This is a genomic window from Ancylobacter amanitiformis (genome assembly GCF_030814815.1).
Taxonomy (GTDB): domain Bacteria; phylum Pseudomonadota; class Alphaproteobacteria; order Rhizobiales; family Xanthobacteraceae; genus Ancylobacter; species Ancylobacter amanitiformis.
Map to the genome: position 1 here is coordinate 263,427 of NZ_JAUSVR010000003.1, position 13,260 is coordinate 276,686.

Here is a 13,260-nt window from a genome sequence, read left to right on the forward strand (position 1 = left end):
TCAACTTTCCGCCTTCTGGGGACGGGCCAGCAGCGACCCGATCGCCTGTTCGATATCGCTGCGCCCCGCCAGCACCGCCTCGACCGCGCGGGCGATCGGCATGTCGACGCCGCGCTCCTGCGCCATCGCCACCAGCACGCCGGCGGTCAGCGCCCCCTCCGCCAGCCGGCCCGTGGGGTGGAAGCCGCCGATTTCGCCGATGGACAGGCCGAGCGCGTAGTTGCGCGACTGCGCGGTGGAGCAGGTGAGGATGAGATCGCCGAGGCCCGACAGCCCGGTCAGCGTCTCCGCCCGCGCGCCATAGGCCTTGCCGAAGCGCATCAGTTCGGCGAAGCCGCGCGCGATCAGCGCCGCCGCCGCGCTGGCCCCCAGCCGGCGCCCGCCGACGATGCCGGCGGCGATGGCCAGCACGTTCTTGGCCGCGCCGCCGATCTCGACGCCGCGCACATCCTCGCTGTGATAGAGCCGGAACGAGGGAGAGCCGAGCGCCGCGGCAAGCGCCTCGGCCAGCCGGGCGTCGCGCGCCGCCAGCGTCACGGCGGTGGGCAGGCCGGCGGCGACATCGGCGGCGAAGCTCGGTCCGGAGAGAATGGCGGGGGGCGAGTGGGGGCAGGCCTGCGCCAGCACCTGTGTCATGAACAGCGAGGTGCCGCGCTCGATGCCCTTCGAGCAGGCGATCAGCGGTGTGCCCCGCGCGAGGTGGGAGCCGAGCGCGCCCGCCACCGCGCGGCTGGCCTGCGCGGGCACGACCAGCAGCACCGCCTCGCAATCCGACAGGTCGGACAGCGACGCGGTGGGCCGAACCGCCGGGGCCAGTTCCACGCCGGGCAGATGCCGCGCGTTGACGCGCGTCGCCCGCATCGCCTGCACCGCGTCGGCGTCGCGCCCCCAGAGCACGACCTCGCGGCCGGCGCGGGCGGCGGCATTGGCGAGCGCGGTGCCCCAGGCGCCGGCGCCGGCAATGCCGATCCGGGTGAAGGATGCCGGCATCAGTCCGCCCAGTCGACCCCGACCACGTCTTCCAGCGGCCAGCGGGCGCGCGGGGAGGTGGCGAGGTCGTCGGTGAGGCCGAGCGCGAGCCGCTCGGCTCCCGCCCAGGCGATCATCGCCCCATTGTCGGTGCACAGTTCCGGCGGCGGCACGGCGAGGCGTGTGCCGCCATCGGCCGCCACCTTGTGCAATGCGCGCCGCACCGCCTGGTTGGCGCCGACCCCGCCGGCCAGCACCAGCGCATGCGGGGCGAGCCCGTGCTCGCGCATCAGCCGCAGCGCGCAGCGCACCCGGTCGGCGAGAATGTCGACCACGGCGGCCTGGAACGAGGCGCACAGGTCCGCCACGTCCTGGTCGGACAGCGGGGCGATCTTCAGCGCCTCCAGCCGCACCGCGGTCTTGAGGCCGGAGAGCGAGAAGTCCGGCGTCGGCCGGCCATAGAGCGGGCGCGGCAGGGCAAAGCGCAGCGCGTCGCCGGCGCGGGCCGCCGCTTCCACCGCCGGTCCGCCGGGATAGGGCAGGCCGAGCATCTTGGCGGTCTTGTCGAAGGCCTCGCCGATGGCGTCGTCGATGGTGCCGCCGAGCTTCACATATTCGCCGACACCGGTGACGGCGACGAGCTGGGTGTGCCCGCCCGAGACCAGAAGAAGCAGGAAGGGGAAGGGCACCGCGTCGGTGAGCCGGGCCGTGAGCGCATGCGCTTCCAGATGATTGACGGCGATCAGCGGCTTGCGGGCGGCCAGCGCGATCGCCTTGGCGGTGGTGAGCCCGACAATGACGCCGCCGATCAGCCCGGGCCCCGCCGCCGCGGCGATGCCGTCTAGTTCCACCAGCTTCACGGCGGAGGAGCGCAGAGCCTGCTCGATGATGGTGTCGATCACCTCCACATGGGCGCGCGCGGCGATTTCCGGCACCACGCCGCCATAGGCCGCATGGTCGGATGTCTGCGAGCGCACGATATTCGACAGGATCGTGCCGCTGCCGTCCGCGCGGCGGCGCACAACGGCCGCGGCGGTCTCGTCGCAAGTGGTCTCGATCCCGAGCAGAAGAAGATCGCGCATTGACTCCATGCCGATGGACAGTGTTTTGAACCCCGTCGCGAACCGCTAGCACCGCAGGACCTCATGACGCAATCGCTTCCCCGTCTCCGGCTCGGCACGCGCGGCAGTCCGCTGGCGCTCTGGCAGGCGCATGCCGTGCGCGACGCCCTTCTCAAGGCGCATGGCTGGGAGGCGGAGGCGGTGGAGATCCAGGTCATCCGCACCACCGGCGACGCCATCACCGACCGGGCGCTGTCGCAGGCCGGCGGCAAGGGGCTGTTCACCAAGGAAATCGAGGAAGCCTTGCTGGAGCGGCGCATCGATCTCGCGGTGCATTCGGCCAAGGACATGGCGACGAGACTGCCGGACGGGTTGCATCTGGTCGGCTACCTGCCGCGCGCGGATGTGCGCGACGCGCTGATCCTGCGCGAGGGTTGGTCGCTGGCCGGCCTCAAGCCGGGCGCGAAGGTCGGCACCGCCTCGCTGCGGCGCGAGGCGCAGCTGCGCCGTCTCCGACCGGACCTTGAGGTCTCGCTGCTGCGCGGCAATGTGCAGACCCGGCTCGCCAAGGTGGCGAGCGGCGAGTTCGACGCCACCTTGCTGGCGCTGGCCGGCCTCACCCGGCTGGGCCTGGCGGACAAGGCGAGCGAGGTGCTGAACACCGCCGATTTCCTGCCCGCCGTGGGGCAGGGCGCCGTCGCCATCGAATCGCGCCAGCGCGACCTTGCCGTGGATTCGCTGCTGGTGCCCGTCCTGTGCCCCCCCACGGGGCTGGCGCTGCGCGTGGAGCGGGCCTTCCTCGCCGAACTTGATGGTTCCTGCCGCACGCCGATCGCCGGCCACGCGCAGATCCACGGCGACGAGATCCGTTTCCGTGGCGCGGTGCTCTCGCCCGACGGCACGCAATATTACGAGGTGGTGCGCCACGGCCCGGTCAACCGGGCGCTTGAACTCGGCCTCGCCGCCGGGCGCGAGATGCGCGCTCTGGTGCCGCCCGACCTGCTTCCCGCCTGAACGCCATGCGGGTGCTCGTCACACGCCCGCAGCCCGATGCGCAGGCGACGGCGGACCGCCTCGCCGCCGCCGGCCATGCCGCGCTGCTCGACCCGCTGCTGCTCGTCGAAACCCTCGCCGATGCCCGCCTGCCGGCGGGCGCGTTCGACGCGGTGGCGCTGACCAGCGTGAACGGCGCCCGCCTGCTCGGCCTGCGCCCCGAACTGGCGGCGCTGGCCGCGCTGCCGCTCTACGCGGTGGGCCGGCGCACCGCCGCTGCCGCGCCGGCCGCGTTCGGCACCGTGCATATCGCCGGTGGCGACGGCCTGGCGCTGGCGGGGCTGCTGCGCGGGCGGCTCGCACCGGGCATGCGCGTGCTGCATGTCGCGGGGGAGGATCGCGCGGTCGATCTTTCCGCCGCGCTGGCGCCGGCCGGCATCGGCGTTGACCTTTTCGTGATCTACCGTGCCGTGGCGGCGCCGCGGCTCGGCGCTACCACCATGGCCGCGGCGCGGGAGGGGCGGATCGACAGAGCTTTCCATTTCTCGCCGCGCACGGCGGCGACGCTGGTCGCCCGGGCCGGCGAAGCGGGCCTGATGGGGCCTTTTGCGCAGGTGACGCATCTATGCTTCTCGGCGAAGGTGGCGGCGCCGCTGGTGGCTGTCGGCTGGCCGACGCGGATCGCGGCGGCGCCGACGGAAGAGGGCTTGTTCGCGCTGCTGGACGGGTGAACCATGGGGGTCTCCCGAGGTTGCGGCGGGCGTGGGCGCGGTCTATCCCGGAACCGGGACCGGCTCGGCGGTTTATGATGTCAGGGGTATCAACGTGGCGCAGGACGATCCGAAACTCGACCCGACCGACGAGACGGCCGTGACCGGCGCGAAAGACAAATCGCGCCGCCGGCCTCCGCCGACGCTCGACCTGCCCGCCACCGACGTCACCCCGCCGGCGCGCGAGGCCGCGCAGGCTTCCGAGGCGGCAGATACGCTCGCGCCGGCGGCCGAATCCGACGTTTCCGAGGGTTTGGCTTCCGAGAGCATTTCTCCCGAGCCCGCCGCTTCCGAGGCTGCCGCCGCCGGTTCTGCGGCGCAATCCCCCGCGACGGAGGATGCGACCCCGCCCGAGCCCGTCCATCCCAGCGAAGTGCCCGGCCCGAAGCCGGAGGCGGTTGCCCCGGCAACGACCCGCCGGCCCGGCGTGTTCGCCAGCCTGCTGATCGCCCTGGTCTCCGGCCTCATCGGCGGCGCGGTGGCGTTCGCGGTGGTCTCGACCTTCTATAATGCCGGCGAGAATGTGGAAGCCATCACCGATCTCGAGGCCCGCGCGCTCGATCTGCGCCAGCGAATCGACGTGCTGGAGGCGTCCACGGGCGGGGCGAACCCGCTGCCGGCCGGCGCGCTGGCGCCGCAGGAACTGGCGACCCGGCTCGATGCGCTGGAATCCGGTCTCACCGCCATTGGCGGCAAGGTGAACGAGATGGCCAGCGCTCCGCCCGCCGCCACTCCCGCGCCCGGCGCCTCGGCCGAGGAAGTGTCCGGCCTCGGCACCCGCGTCGGCACGCTCGACACCCGTCTCGGCGCGCTGGAAAGCCATGTCGCGGCACTTCCCGCCCCAGTACCGGCCGTTTCCCCGGAAGAACTTGCGGCGGCGCGTACGCGCATCGGCGCGCTGGAGCAGCAGGTCGCCACGGTCAGCGCGCAGCAGCGCGCCAGCGGGCAGGCGGCGGCGCAGCTTGCCGCGCTTGGCGCGCTGAAGGAGGCGGTCGTCGCCGGCCGTCCCTTCGTCACTGAACTCAAGGCCAGCCGCGCCCTGCTCGGCGCCGGCGGTGACACGCTGGCGGCGCTGGAGCCCCGTGCCGCCACGGGCTTTCCCGCCGGGCCGGCTCTGCTCGCGCAACTGAAGGCCGCGATCGCGCCGAAGGCCGAGCCGGCCGCGCCCGACGCCGCGCCGAATGCCGAAGCCAGCATCGTCGACCGGCTGATGAAGAGCGCCGGCAATCTCGTCACCGTGCGGCGCAGCACGGAAGCGCCCTCCGAGGCCGCGACGTCCGGCCTTGCGACGGCCGAGGCGGCGCTCGCGCGTGACGATCTCTCCGTCGCGCTGGCGGCGCTGAACGGCCTTCCGGCGGATGCGCGCGCGCTCGCCGCGCCGGTCATCTCTGACATCGAGGCCCGTCAGGCGGCGCTCGCCGCGGTGGCCGGCCTCAGCCAGCACGTGCTGGCCACGCTCGCGGGAGGAGTCCAGTGATCCGCATCGTCCTCTATCTGCTGATCCTCGCCGCCATCGCCTTCGGGGTCGGCTGGCTGGCCGACCGTCCGGGCGACATCGCCATTGACTGGCAGGGCTGGCACATCGAGACCAGCATCCTCGTCGCGGCGAGCGCGCTGCTGGTGCTGCTGGCCGCCACCATTCTCGTCTGGACGCTGCTGCGCCTCCTCGTGCGCTCGCCCGATCTCATCGGCTCGTCGCTGCGCAGCCGCCGCCGCAACAAGGGCTGGGCGGCGATCTCGCGCGGGCTCGTCGCGGTCGGTTCCGGCGACATCATGGGCGCGCGCCGCGCCGCCAATGACGCGCAGCGCCTGCTCGGCCGCGAGCCGCTGACCCAGCTGCTCGCCGCGCAGGCGGCACAGCTCTCGGGCGATACCGCGGGGGCCGAGGCCAGTTTCCGCACCATGACCGAAACGCCGGCAACCCGCCTGCTCGGCCTGCGCGGCCTGCACGTGGAGGCGCGCCGGCGCGGCGACACCAATGCCGCGCTGATGGCGGCGGAAGAAGCGGCGCGCCAGGAGCCGGGGCTCGCCTGGGCGGCGGACGCGGTGATCGAGGCGCGCTGCCTCTCCGGTGATTTCGCCGGGGCGCTCGCCATGCTGGAGCGCGAGGCGGCCCATGGCGGGCTCGACCGCGCGGCCCACCGGCGCCGACGGGCGGTGCTGCTCGCCGCGCAGGCGCTGGCGCTGGAGCTTTCCGATCCCTCGACGGCGCGCGAGAAAGCGGTGGAGGCCACCCGCCTTGCCTCGACGCTGGTGCCGGCGGCCGATGTCGCCGGGCGTCTGCTCGGCGCGGTGGGCGACGCCCGCAAGGCGGCGAAGATCATCGAGACCGCCTATGCGGCGACGCCGCATCCCGATCTGGCCGACGCCTATCTGCATCTGCGGCCCGGCGATTCCTCGCAGGAGCGGCTCAAGCGCATCCGCACGCTCACCTCGCGCATGCCCGCGCACCGGGAGAGCGCCATGGTGATGGCGCGCGCCGCGCTCGACGCGCAGGAATTCGACATTGCCCGCACGGCGCTGGCGCCGCTTCTGGGCGAGCCGTCGCAGCGCGTCTGCCTGCTGATGGCCGAGCTGGAAGCGGCCGAGCACGCCGATGTCGGCAAGGCGCGCGAATGGACCGCGCGCGCGGTGCGCGCCCTGCGCGATCCGGCCTGGGTGGCGGATGGGGTGGTCGCCGAGCGCTGGGCGCCGGTGTCGCCGGTGACGGGCAAGCTCGACGCCTTCGAATGGAAGGTGCTGCCGGGCATCGCCGCGACGCCGATGCTGGAAAACGAGGCCGAGCGCGTGAAGGCGGCGATCGCCGCCGCCATCGAAAGCCGCGCGGTGGCGCAGGCGGATGCCGATCGGGCACAGGCGGTGCCGCACGATGTGGCGCCATCCAAGGTGGAGCCGCAGCCCGTGCCGCAGCCCGTGCCGCAGCCCGTGCCGCAGCCCGCGCCAGCCGTGGTCGACCTGCCGTCCGGGCCGGGCGCGCCGACGCTGGCCCCGGAGGCCGAGGCTCATCGGGCGACAAGCGAGCGTCCGTCTTCCGCCGCCGGGGAGACACTGGTCGCCGCGCCCAGTTCGCCGGCCGGCGCGTCGGCACGCGGGCGGTCCGGGCCGGATGTTGTGGTGGCCATGCCGCATCTGCCGGACGATCCCGGCACCGGACCGCTTCACGAGGAAGCATCCCCGCGCGGGCGCCGTCCCTTCGGGGTGTGATGCGGCGTCGGCCCGTGCTCGCGAAACCGGTGGTTCTCGGCAGGGCACGGGCCGAAGCGCTCTTGTGGGGCGCTGGAGGCAGCTGACGCCCCTGCGTCCGATCACGATGTCCCGTCAAGCGCGAGGCGCGGGGCGTGTTCAGGCCACCGGCAAAAAAAGCGTGCCGTGACGGCGCGCCGGAATGTCGCTCTGTTCGGGAAATGCCCCGCCAGAAGCCGGCCGCTCGTCAAGCGGCCGGAGGGAACGAACGTGGCCGGAGTACATCCGTCCTGACCACGTTCCTGCCGGCGAGACGCTGACGAAGCGCCAACCTACCGACAGCCCCGTTCTGGCTGGGTTGTCAGTAATGTGGGATGCCGCAGCGGCATTTCAAGGGGCGGGGGCGGCATGAATGACGCTGCCGCTCCGCAGCCTTGTTTCCCTGCCGCATGGCCGGGATGGGGAAGCCGGAGGCGGCCCCTGCAGGCGAACGATGTGCCGGAAGGCGGGGGCGAGACCGGTCCTTCCAGACCGGCCCTCACAGACCGGCCCGATCAGGTCGAGCGTCGCGTGGGAAGATGCACGGGCCCGGCCCCAGCGGGAGCGCCCGGCCTGCCGCCCGCAGCCTTTCCGCCCGCAGCCTTTCCGCTCGGTGTCTTTCCGCCCGGCGTCTTGCCGGCCACCGCCGTGGTGGCTGGAGCCGGTTTCGCCGCCGCCGCTCGGGCGGCCGCCGCCTTCGCCGCGCCCTTCGGCGAGGTTCCGCGCTCCCCGCGCACGGGGCCGTGCTCGGCGAACAGTTCGGCGAGTTTTTCCGTCATCACCCCGCCCAGTTCTTCGGCGTCGACGATGGTCACCGCGCGCTTGTAATAGCGCGTCACGTCATGCCCGATGCCGATGGCGATGAGCTCGACCGGGGACTTGTCCTCGATCTGCTGGATCACCCAACGCAGGTGCCGCTCCAGATAATTGCCGGGATTCACCGAAAGCGTGGAATCGTCCACCGGCGCACCGTCGGAAATCATCATCAGGATGCGGCGTTGCTCGTTGCGGGCGAGCAGGCGGTTATGCGCCCAGTCCAGCGCCTCGCCGTCGATATTCTCCTTCAGCAGGCCCTCGCGCATCATCAGGCCGAGATTCTTGCGGGCGCGGCGCCAGGGGGCATCGGCCGACTTGTAGATGATATGGCGCAGGTCGTTCAGCCGGCCGGGCGCGCCCGGCTTGCCGGCGGAGAGCCACGCCTCACGCGCCTGCCCGCCTTTCCACGCCTTGGTGGTGAAGCCGAGGATCTCGACCTTGACGCCGCAGCGCTCCAGCGTGCGCGCGAGAATATCCGCGCAGGCGGCGGCCACGGTGATCGGGCGCCCCCGCATCGAGCCGGAATTGTCGAGCAGCAGCGTGACCACGGTGTCGCGGAAATCGGTGTCGCGCTCGCGCTTGAACGAGAGCGGCTGCATCGGATCGAGGATCACGCGGTAGAGCCGCGCGGGGTCGAGCATGCCCTCTTCGAGATCGAAATCCCAGCCGCGGCTCTGCTGCGCCATCAGCCGGCGCTGCAGCCGGTTGGCGAGGCGCGAGACGACGCCCGAGAGATGGCTGAGCTGCTTGTCCAGATAGGCGCGCAGCCGTGCCAGTTCCTCGGGGTCGCACAATTCGTCCGCGTTCACCGTCTCGTCGAAGCGCGGGGTGAAGGGGTGGTATTCCGGCGGGCGCGGCTCGGCCGGCACGGCATTCTGCGGCTGCCAGGGCTCGGACGATTCATCGGAATCGCCCAGTTCGGCCTCGTCGGCGAGGTCGGAGGTGGGCTGTTCCTGCTGGTCTTCGCTGTCCTCCGGGTTCTGGTCGGAGGAGAGGTCGGTGTCGAGTTCGGTCTGGCCCTCGCTGTTCTCATCCTCCTCGGCGTCGCTGCCCTTGCCGCTGTCCTCGTCGCGGCTGTCATCGGCATCCGTGGAGGGGTCGTTATTCTCGTCGAACGGAGCAATGTCCTCGCCCATGCCGAGCGAGGACAGAAGATCGCGCATCGCCTCGGCAAAGCGCGTCTGGTCGGCGGCTGAGCCGGCAAGCTCGTCCAGCGCGGTGGCGCCGTGCTCCTCGATGAAGCCGCGCCAGAGATTGACCATCTCGCGCGCGGCGGCCGGCGGGGCCATGCCGGTCATGCGCTCGCGCAGCATGAGCGCGAGCGCATGTTCCAGCGGCGCGTCCGAACGGTCGGCCAGATTGGCGAAATTCGCCTTCTGGTAACGGTCCTCCAGCATGGCGGAGAGGTTGAGCGCCACGCCGTCCATGCGCAGCGCGCCAAGCGACTCGCAGCGGGTCTGCTCGGCGGCTTCGAACGCGGCGCGTGCCTGCTGGCCGACGGGGGAGAGGCGCTGGTGCACCTTGGGGTCGTGGCAGGCCATGCGCAGCGCCATGGAATCGGCATGGCCGCGCATGATGGCGGCATCCTGCTTGGTCATGCGGCGGGTGGGTTCGGGCAGGCGCGCGCGCCCGTCGGCGAAGCCCGGCCGTTCCGCGCCGAAGCTCACATCGATCTCGCGATTGCCCGCGATGGCGCGAAGGCAGCCCGTGACGGCGCGCTTGAGCGGCTCGGTCGGGGCTTCCTTGGGCTGGGCGCGGGTCGGGCGGTTCGAGGTGGACATGATCATCGCCTTGGATCGAGAGGCAGCCTCGGATGCCGAGGTTTCATTCCTCTCCCCGTGGGGGAGAGGTGGCCCGCGAAGCGGGTCGGTGAGGGGCTGCGCGATTGCGAAGCGTCGGGTACCCCTCACCGTACCCCTCTCCATCAAAATCAGCTGTTGCCGACTTCGATCTTGCGAACCGAACCCGGCAACAGCCGGGTTCGGCGGGGAGAGGGAGAGAGCCCGTTCACGACATGACGACGTTGACCGCCGATTCCGTCAGTTCCTTGCCGAAGCAGCGCTGGTAGAACTCGGCCACCAGCGGGCGCTCCAGTTCGTCGCACTTGTTGAGGAAGGTCACGCGGAACGAGAAGGCGAGTTCCTGGAAGATCTCGGCGTTCTCGGCCCAGGTGATCACGGTGCGCGGGCTCATCACGGTCGACAGGTCGCCATTGATGAAGGCCTGACGGGTGAGGTCGGCGAGGCGCACCATGCGCGCGACGGTGTCGCGCCCGCCCTCGGTCTGGAAGTGCTTGGCCTTGGAGAGGACGATGTCGACCTCCTTGTCATGCGCCAGATAGTTCAGCGTGGTGACGATGGACCAGCGGTCCATCTGCGCCTGATTGATCTGCTGCGTGCCGTGATAGAGGCCGGTCGTGTCGCCGAGGCCGATCGTGTTGGCGGTGGAGAACAGCCGGAACGCGCCGTGCGGGCGGATGACGCGGTTCTGGTCGAGCAGCGTCAGCCGGCCGGCCGATTCCAGCACGCGCTGGATGACGAACATCACGTCCGGCCGGCCGGCGTCATATTCGTCAAACACGAGCGCGACATTGTTCTGGTAGGCCCAGGGCAGGATGCCGTCCCGGAATTCGGTGACCTGCAGCCCGTCCTTGACCACGATGGCATCCTTGCCGATCAGGTCGATACGGGAGATGTGGCTGTCGAGGTTGACGCGCACGCAGGGCCAGTTGAGGCGGGCCGCGACCTGCTCGATATGGCTCGACTTGCCGGTTCCGTGGTACCCCGTCACCATCACGCGGCGGTTATGGGCGAAGCCGGCGAGAATGGCGAGCGTGGTCGGGCGGTCGAACAGATAGTCCGGATCAACCTCCGGCACATACGCGTCCGGTTCGGCATAGGCCGGGACTTCCAGATCGACATCGATGCCGAACACCTGGCGGACGGACACCTTCATGTCCGGCAGCACGGCGGTATGCGTGGGCGAGGCAGTCATCATTCCTCCGTTGCCGCGCTAGCGATCGCGGACTTGTCAGCATAGCGGCCCTAACAGAAGCCCGCCGTCTTCAGATGATTATAGGCCTGGATCACGTCGCGCAGCCGGTCCTCGGTGGAAATATCACCGCCATTGGCGTCCGGATGGTATTTTTTTACCAGAAGCTTGAAGCGCGCCTTGATCTCCTCCGGCGTGGCGGAAATCTCCACGCCGAGCGATTCGAAGGCGCGACGCTCGGCATTGCGGATCATGCGCCCGTCGCGCGGCGGCTCGGGGGTGGGCCGGCTGCTCCCGCCCATCTCGCCAAACACGCCGAACGGGTCGGCAAAGCCTTCCGGCTGATGTTCCTGGCCCTGCGCGCCGCGCCGGGCGCCGCCATTCTGGCCCATCTTCCAGGTGGGGCGATGGCCGGTCATCGCGTCCTTCTGGTAGGCCGTCACGGCATCGTCCGGCATGCCGGCGAAATAGTTGTAGGACTGGTTGTATTCGCGCACGTGGTCGAAGCAGTAGCGCCAGAACTGCCCTTCGCGATGGCGCCCCTTGGGCGCGCGGTGCGTGGCCGGCTTGTCGCAGCCCGCCCATTCGCAGGTCGGGCACTCCGTCTTGAGACGGCGTTCCCGGTCCGGCTTGACACGAATGCGGTCGAATATGGGGGAGTCGAGTTTCATGGTCGGGTGATTATGCGTGGGCTGGGACGGGTATACAAGAAACCAACGGTGCGTCACCGTGCCGGACGGCGATATTGACGCTTCGCGCTGCGGGAGGTACCGCATCAGCCATGAGCACGCTCCCCCCGAATTCCCAGATTCCTGACGCGCAGGATGCCGTCGCCAGCGCGCTGGCGCGCGTGCGCACCGCGCTGGCGCAGCTGTCCCCGAGCGTTCTGGAGCTTGAGGACGAAAGCCATCGGCATGAGGGACATGGTGGACACCGTGCGGGGCAGCTCACGCATCTGCGCGTGCGCATCGTGGCGGAAGCGTTTCGGGGGCAGGGCCGGATTGCCCGGCACCGCGTGGTGAACGGCCTGCTCGCGGAGGAGATCGCCCGCGGACTGCATGCGCTCGCGATCGAGGCCAAAGCCCCCGGGGAGTGACGGCAAGCCCGCTCTATATGGGCCGCGCCGGCGGAAATTCCAGCGCCCGCCCTCACGCCGCCCGTCCTTACACCGTCGTGCGGCGCAGCGGCACCACGCGCAGAAGGGTGATGCGGTTGCGCTGCTTGCGCATCACCTGAAAGCGGAAGCCGTGGAACAGGAAGGCCTGTCCGGGCTCGGGAATGATGCGCGCCTCGTGAATGACCAGCCCGGCAATGGTGGTCGCCTCCTCGTCCGGCAGGTCCCAGCCCATGGCGCGGTTGAGATCGCGGATCGCCACCGATCCCTCCACGCTGACCGAGCCGTCCGGCTGGCGGCGGGCCCCGGTGAACGCCTTGTCGTGCTCGTCGGTGATGTCGCCGACGATTTCCTCGAGAATGTCCTCCAGCGTCACCAGCCCCATCACCTCGCCATACTCGTCGACCACGAGGGCGAAATGCTGCTTGCGGCGGCGGAACGCCTTGAGCTGGTCGGCCAGCGAAGTGACGTCCGGCACGAACCATGGCGGGCGGGCGATGGCCTCGACATCGAGATTCGACGTGTCGTTGCCGATGGCGCGCAGTTCCCGCAGCAGATCCTTGGCGTGCAGCACGCCGATGATGTTGTCGGGTCGCTCGCGCCAGAGCGGCAGGCGGGTATGGGGTGAGGCCAGCACCTCGCTGACGATGGTCTCGGGTGGATCATCCGCATCGAGGCTGGCCATCTTGGTGCGGTGGACCATGATGTCGGATACCGCCAGCTCGCTGAGGTCGAGCAGGCCGCCGAGCATGTCGCGCTCGTCCTTCACCACGCTGCCCTCGCGGTGCAGAAGGTCGACCGCCCCGCGCAGTTCCTCGGCGGCGGAGAGCACGCTCTGGGTCTTGCCGAGCGGCACCCCAAGCCCTTTCAGCATGCTGCGCACCAGCGCCTCGATGGCGAGGGTCAGCGGGCCGAAAAGGCTCACCAGCACCCGCAGCGGACGCACCACGCGCAGCGAGACCTGGTCGGGATGGTTGATGGCGATGGTCTTGGGCAGCACCTCGGAGAAGATGACCACGACGATGGTCATGCCGATGGTGGCATACGCGATGCCCGCGGTGCCGAACCAGGCGAGCAGCAGGCCGGTCGTGAGCGAGGACGCGGCAATGTTGACGAGATTGTTGCCCAGCAGGATACCGCCGATCAGACGCTCGCGCCGGGCCATCATGCTGTTGACGAGGGCGGCGCGCGTGTCGCCGTTCTTCTCCAGCGCGTGCATGCGCGCCTTGGAAGAGGCCGTCAGGGCCGTCTCGCTGCCGGAGAAGAAGAACGACAGCAGCAGGCAGACGACAACCGCGCCCAGGGCCATCCAGTCATAGGTGGT

At 70.7% G+C, this 13,260-nt stretch carries 11 protein-coding genes; 5 read left to right on the plus strand and 6 right to left on the minus strand.

Features of this window, described 5'->3' with window-relative positions; genetic code table 11:
* Positions 1 to 990, minus strand: a complete 990-nt coding sequence (locus QOZ99_RS06640; RefSeq protein WP_306889192.1) for an NAD(P)H-dependent glycerol-3-phosphate dehydrogenase — start codon at positions 988 to 990, stop codon at positions 1 to 3.
* The gene (gene tsaD, locus QOZ99_RS06645; RefSeq protein WP_370876806.1) at positions 990 to 2,051 is read right to left on the minus strand and encodes a tRNA (adenosine(37)-N6)-threonylcarbamoyltransferase complex transferase subunit TsaD; all 1,062 of its coding nucleotides are present in this window, start codon (positions 2,049 to 2,051) and stop codon (positions 990 to 992) included. Before tsaD ends, QOZ99_RS06640 begins: the two co-directional genes overlap by 1 nt.
* 63 nt (positions 2,052 to 2,114) lie before the next feature.
* Here tsaD and hemC point away from each other — a divergent pair, with 63 nt between their 5' ends.
* The 4 genes from hemC (at position 2,115) to QOZ99_RS06665 (ending at position 6,997) form a co-directional block, all read left to right on the plus strand.
* Entirely contained in the window at positions 2,115 to 3,044 is a 930-nt protein-coding gene (hemC, locus tag QOZ99_RS06650; RefSeq protein ID WP_306889194.1) for a hydroxymethylbilane synthase, read from the plus strand.
* A 5-nt stretch (positions 3,045 to 3,049) separates the two neighbouring features.
* Positions 3,050 to 3,754 carry a uroporphyrinogen-III synthase gene (locus QOZ99_RS06655; RefSeq protein WP_306889195.1) on the plus strand — a complete coding sequence of 235 codons (705 nt, stop codon included), beginning with the start codon at positions 3,050 to 3,052 and terminating at the stop codon, positions 3,752 to 3,754.
* A 94-nt stretch (positions 3,755 to 3,848) separates the two neighbouring features.
* Positions 3,849 to 5,270 (plus strand): COG4223 family protein, encoded by a 1,422-nt coding sequence (locus tag QOZ99_RS06660; protein ID WP_306889196.1) that lies wholly within the window; start codon positions 3,849 to 3,851, stop codon positions 5,268 to 5,270.
* Positions 5,267 to 6,997 (plus strand): heme biosynthesis protein HemY, encoded by a 1,731-nt coding sequence (locus QOZ99_RS06665; RefSeq protein WP_306889197.1) that lies wholly within the window; start codon positions 5,267 to 5,269, stop codon positions 6,995 to 6,997. The genes QOZ99_RS06660 and QOZ99_RS06665 overlap by 4 nt, the downstream gene beginning before the upstream one ends.
* A 533-nt stretch (positions 6,998 to 7,530) precedes the next feature.
* On the opposite strand, the gene cobT is transcribed toward QOZ99_RS06665, so the two are convergent.
* From cobT to QOZ99_RS06680, 3 genes are all read right to left on the minus strand, one after another.
* Entirely contained in the window at positions 7,531 to 9,612 is a 2,082-nt protein-coding gene (cobT, locus tag QOZ99_RS06670) for a cobaltochelatase subunit CobT (RefSeq protein WP_306889198.1), read from the minus strand.
* Between the two features lie 226 nt (positions 9,613 to 9,838).
* Positions 9,839 to 10,825, minus strand: a complete 987-nt coding sequence (gene cobS, locus QOZ99_RS06675) for a cobaltochelatase subunit CobS (protein WP_306889334.1) — start codon at positions 10,823 to 10,825, stop codon at positions 9,839 to 9,841.
* Positions 10,826 to 10,875: 50 nt separating this feature from the next.
* Positions 10,876 to 11,493, minus strand: a complete 618-nt coding sequence (locus QOZ99_RS06680) for a J domain-containing protein (protein WP_306889199.1) — start codon at positions 11,491 to 11,493, stop codon at positions 10,876 to 10,878.
* 110 nt (positions 11,494 to 11,603) lie between these two features.
* Between QOZ99_RS06680 and QOZ99_RS06685 the strand changes: the two genes are divergently transcribed.
* On the plus strand, positions 11,604 to 11,918 hold the full coding sequence (locus tag QOZ99_RS06685; RefSeq protein ID WP_306889200.1) for a BolA family protein: 315 nt from the start codon (positions 11,604 to 11,606) through the stop codon (positions 11,916 to 11,918).
* Between the two features lie 67 nt (positions 11,919 to 11,985).
* Here the strand turns inward: QOZ99_RS06685 and QOZ99_RS06690 are convergent, their stop codons facing one another.
* Positions 11,986 to 13,245 carry an HlyC/CorC family transporter gene (locus QOZ99_RS06690; protein ID WP_503128550.1) on the minus strand — a complete coding sequence of 420 codons (1,260 nt, stop codon included), beginning with the start codon at positions 13,243 to 13,245 and terminating at the stop codon, positions 11,986 to 11,988.
* Between the last annotated feature and the right edge of the window lie 15 nt (positions 13,246 to 13,260).

Bases quoted from the DNA above. Each gene is read 5' to 3' on its own strand.
- QOZ99_RS06640 (WP_306889192.1), bottom strand. From the start codon at position 990: ATGCCGGCATCCTTCACCCGGATCGGCATTGCCGGCGCCGGCGCCTGG.
- tsaD (WP_370876806.1), bottom strand. From the start codon at position 2,051: ATGCGCGATCTTCTTCTGCTCGGGATCGAGACCACTTGCGACGAGACC.
- hemC (WP_306889194.1), top strand. From the start codon at position 2,115: ATGACGCAATCGCTTCCCCGTCTCCGGCTCGGCACGCGCGGCAGTCCG.
- QOZ99_RS06655 (WP_306889195.1), top strand. From the start codon at position 3,050: ATGCGGGTGCTCGTCACACGCCCGCAGCCCGATGCGCAGGCGACGGCG.
- cobT (WP_306889198.1), bottom strand. From the start codon at position 9,612: ATGTCCACCTCGAACCGCCCGACCCGCGCCCAGCCCAAGGAAGCCCCG.
- cobS (WP_306889334.1), bottom strand. From the start codon at position 10,825: ATGACTGCCTCGCCCACGCATACCGCCGTGCTGCCGGACATGAAGGTG.
- QOZ99_RS06680 (WP_306889199.1), bottom strand. From the start codon at position 11,493: ATGAAACTCGACTCCCCCATATTCGACCGCATTCGTGTCAAGCCGGAC.
- QOZ99_RS06685 (WP_306889200.1), top strand. From the start codon at position 11,604: ATGAGCACGCTCCCCCCGAATTCCCAGATTCCTGACGCGCAGGATGCC.
- QOZ99_RS06690 (WP_503128550.1), bottom strand. From the start codon at position 13,245: ATGGCCCTGGGCGCGGTTGTCGTCTGCCTGCTGCTGTCGTTCTTCTTC.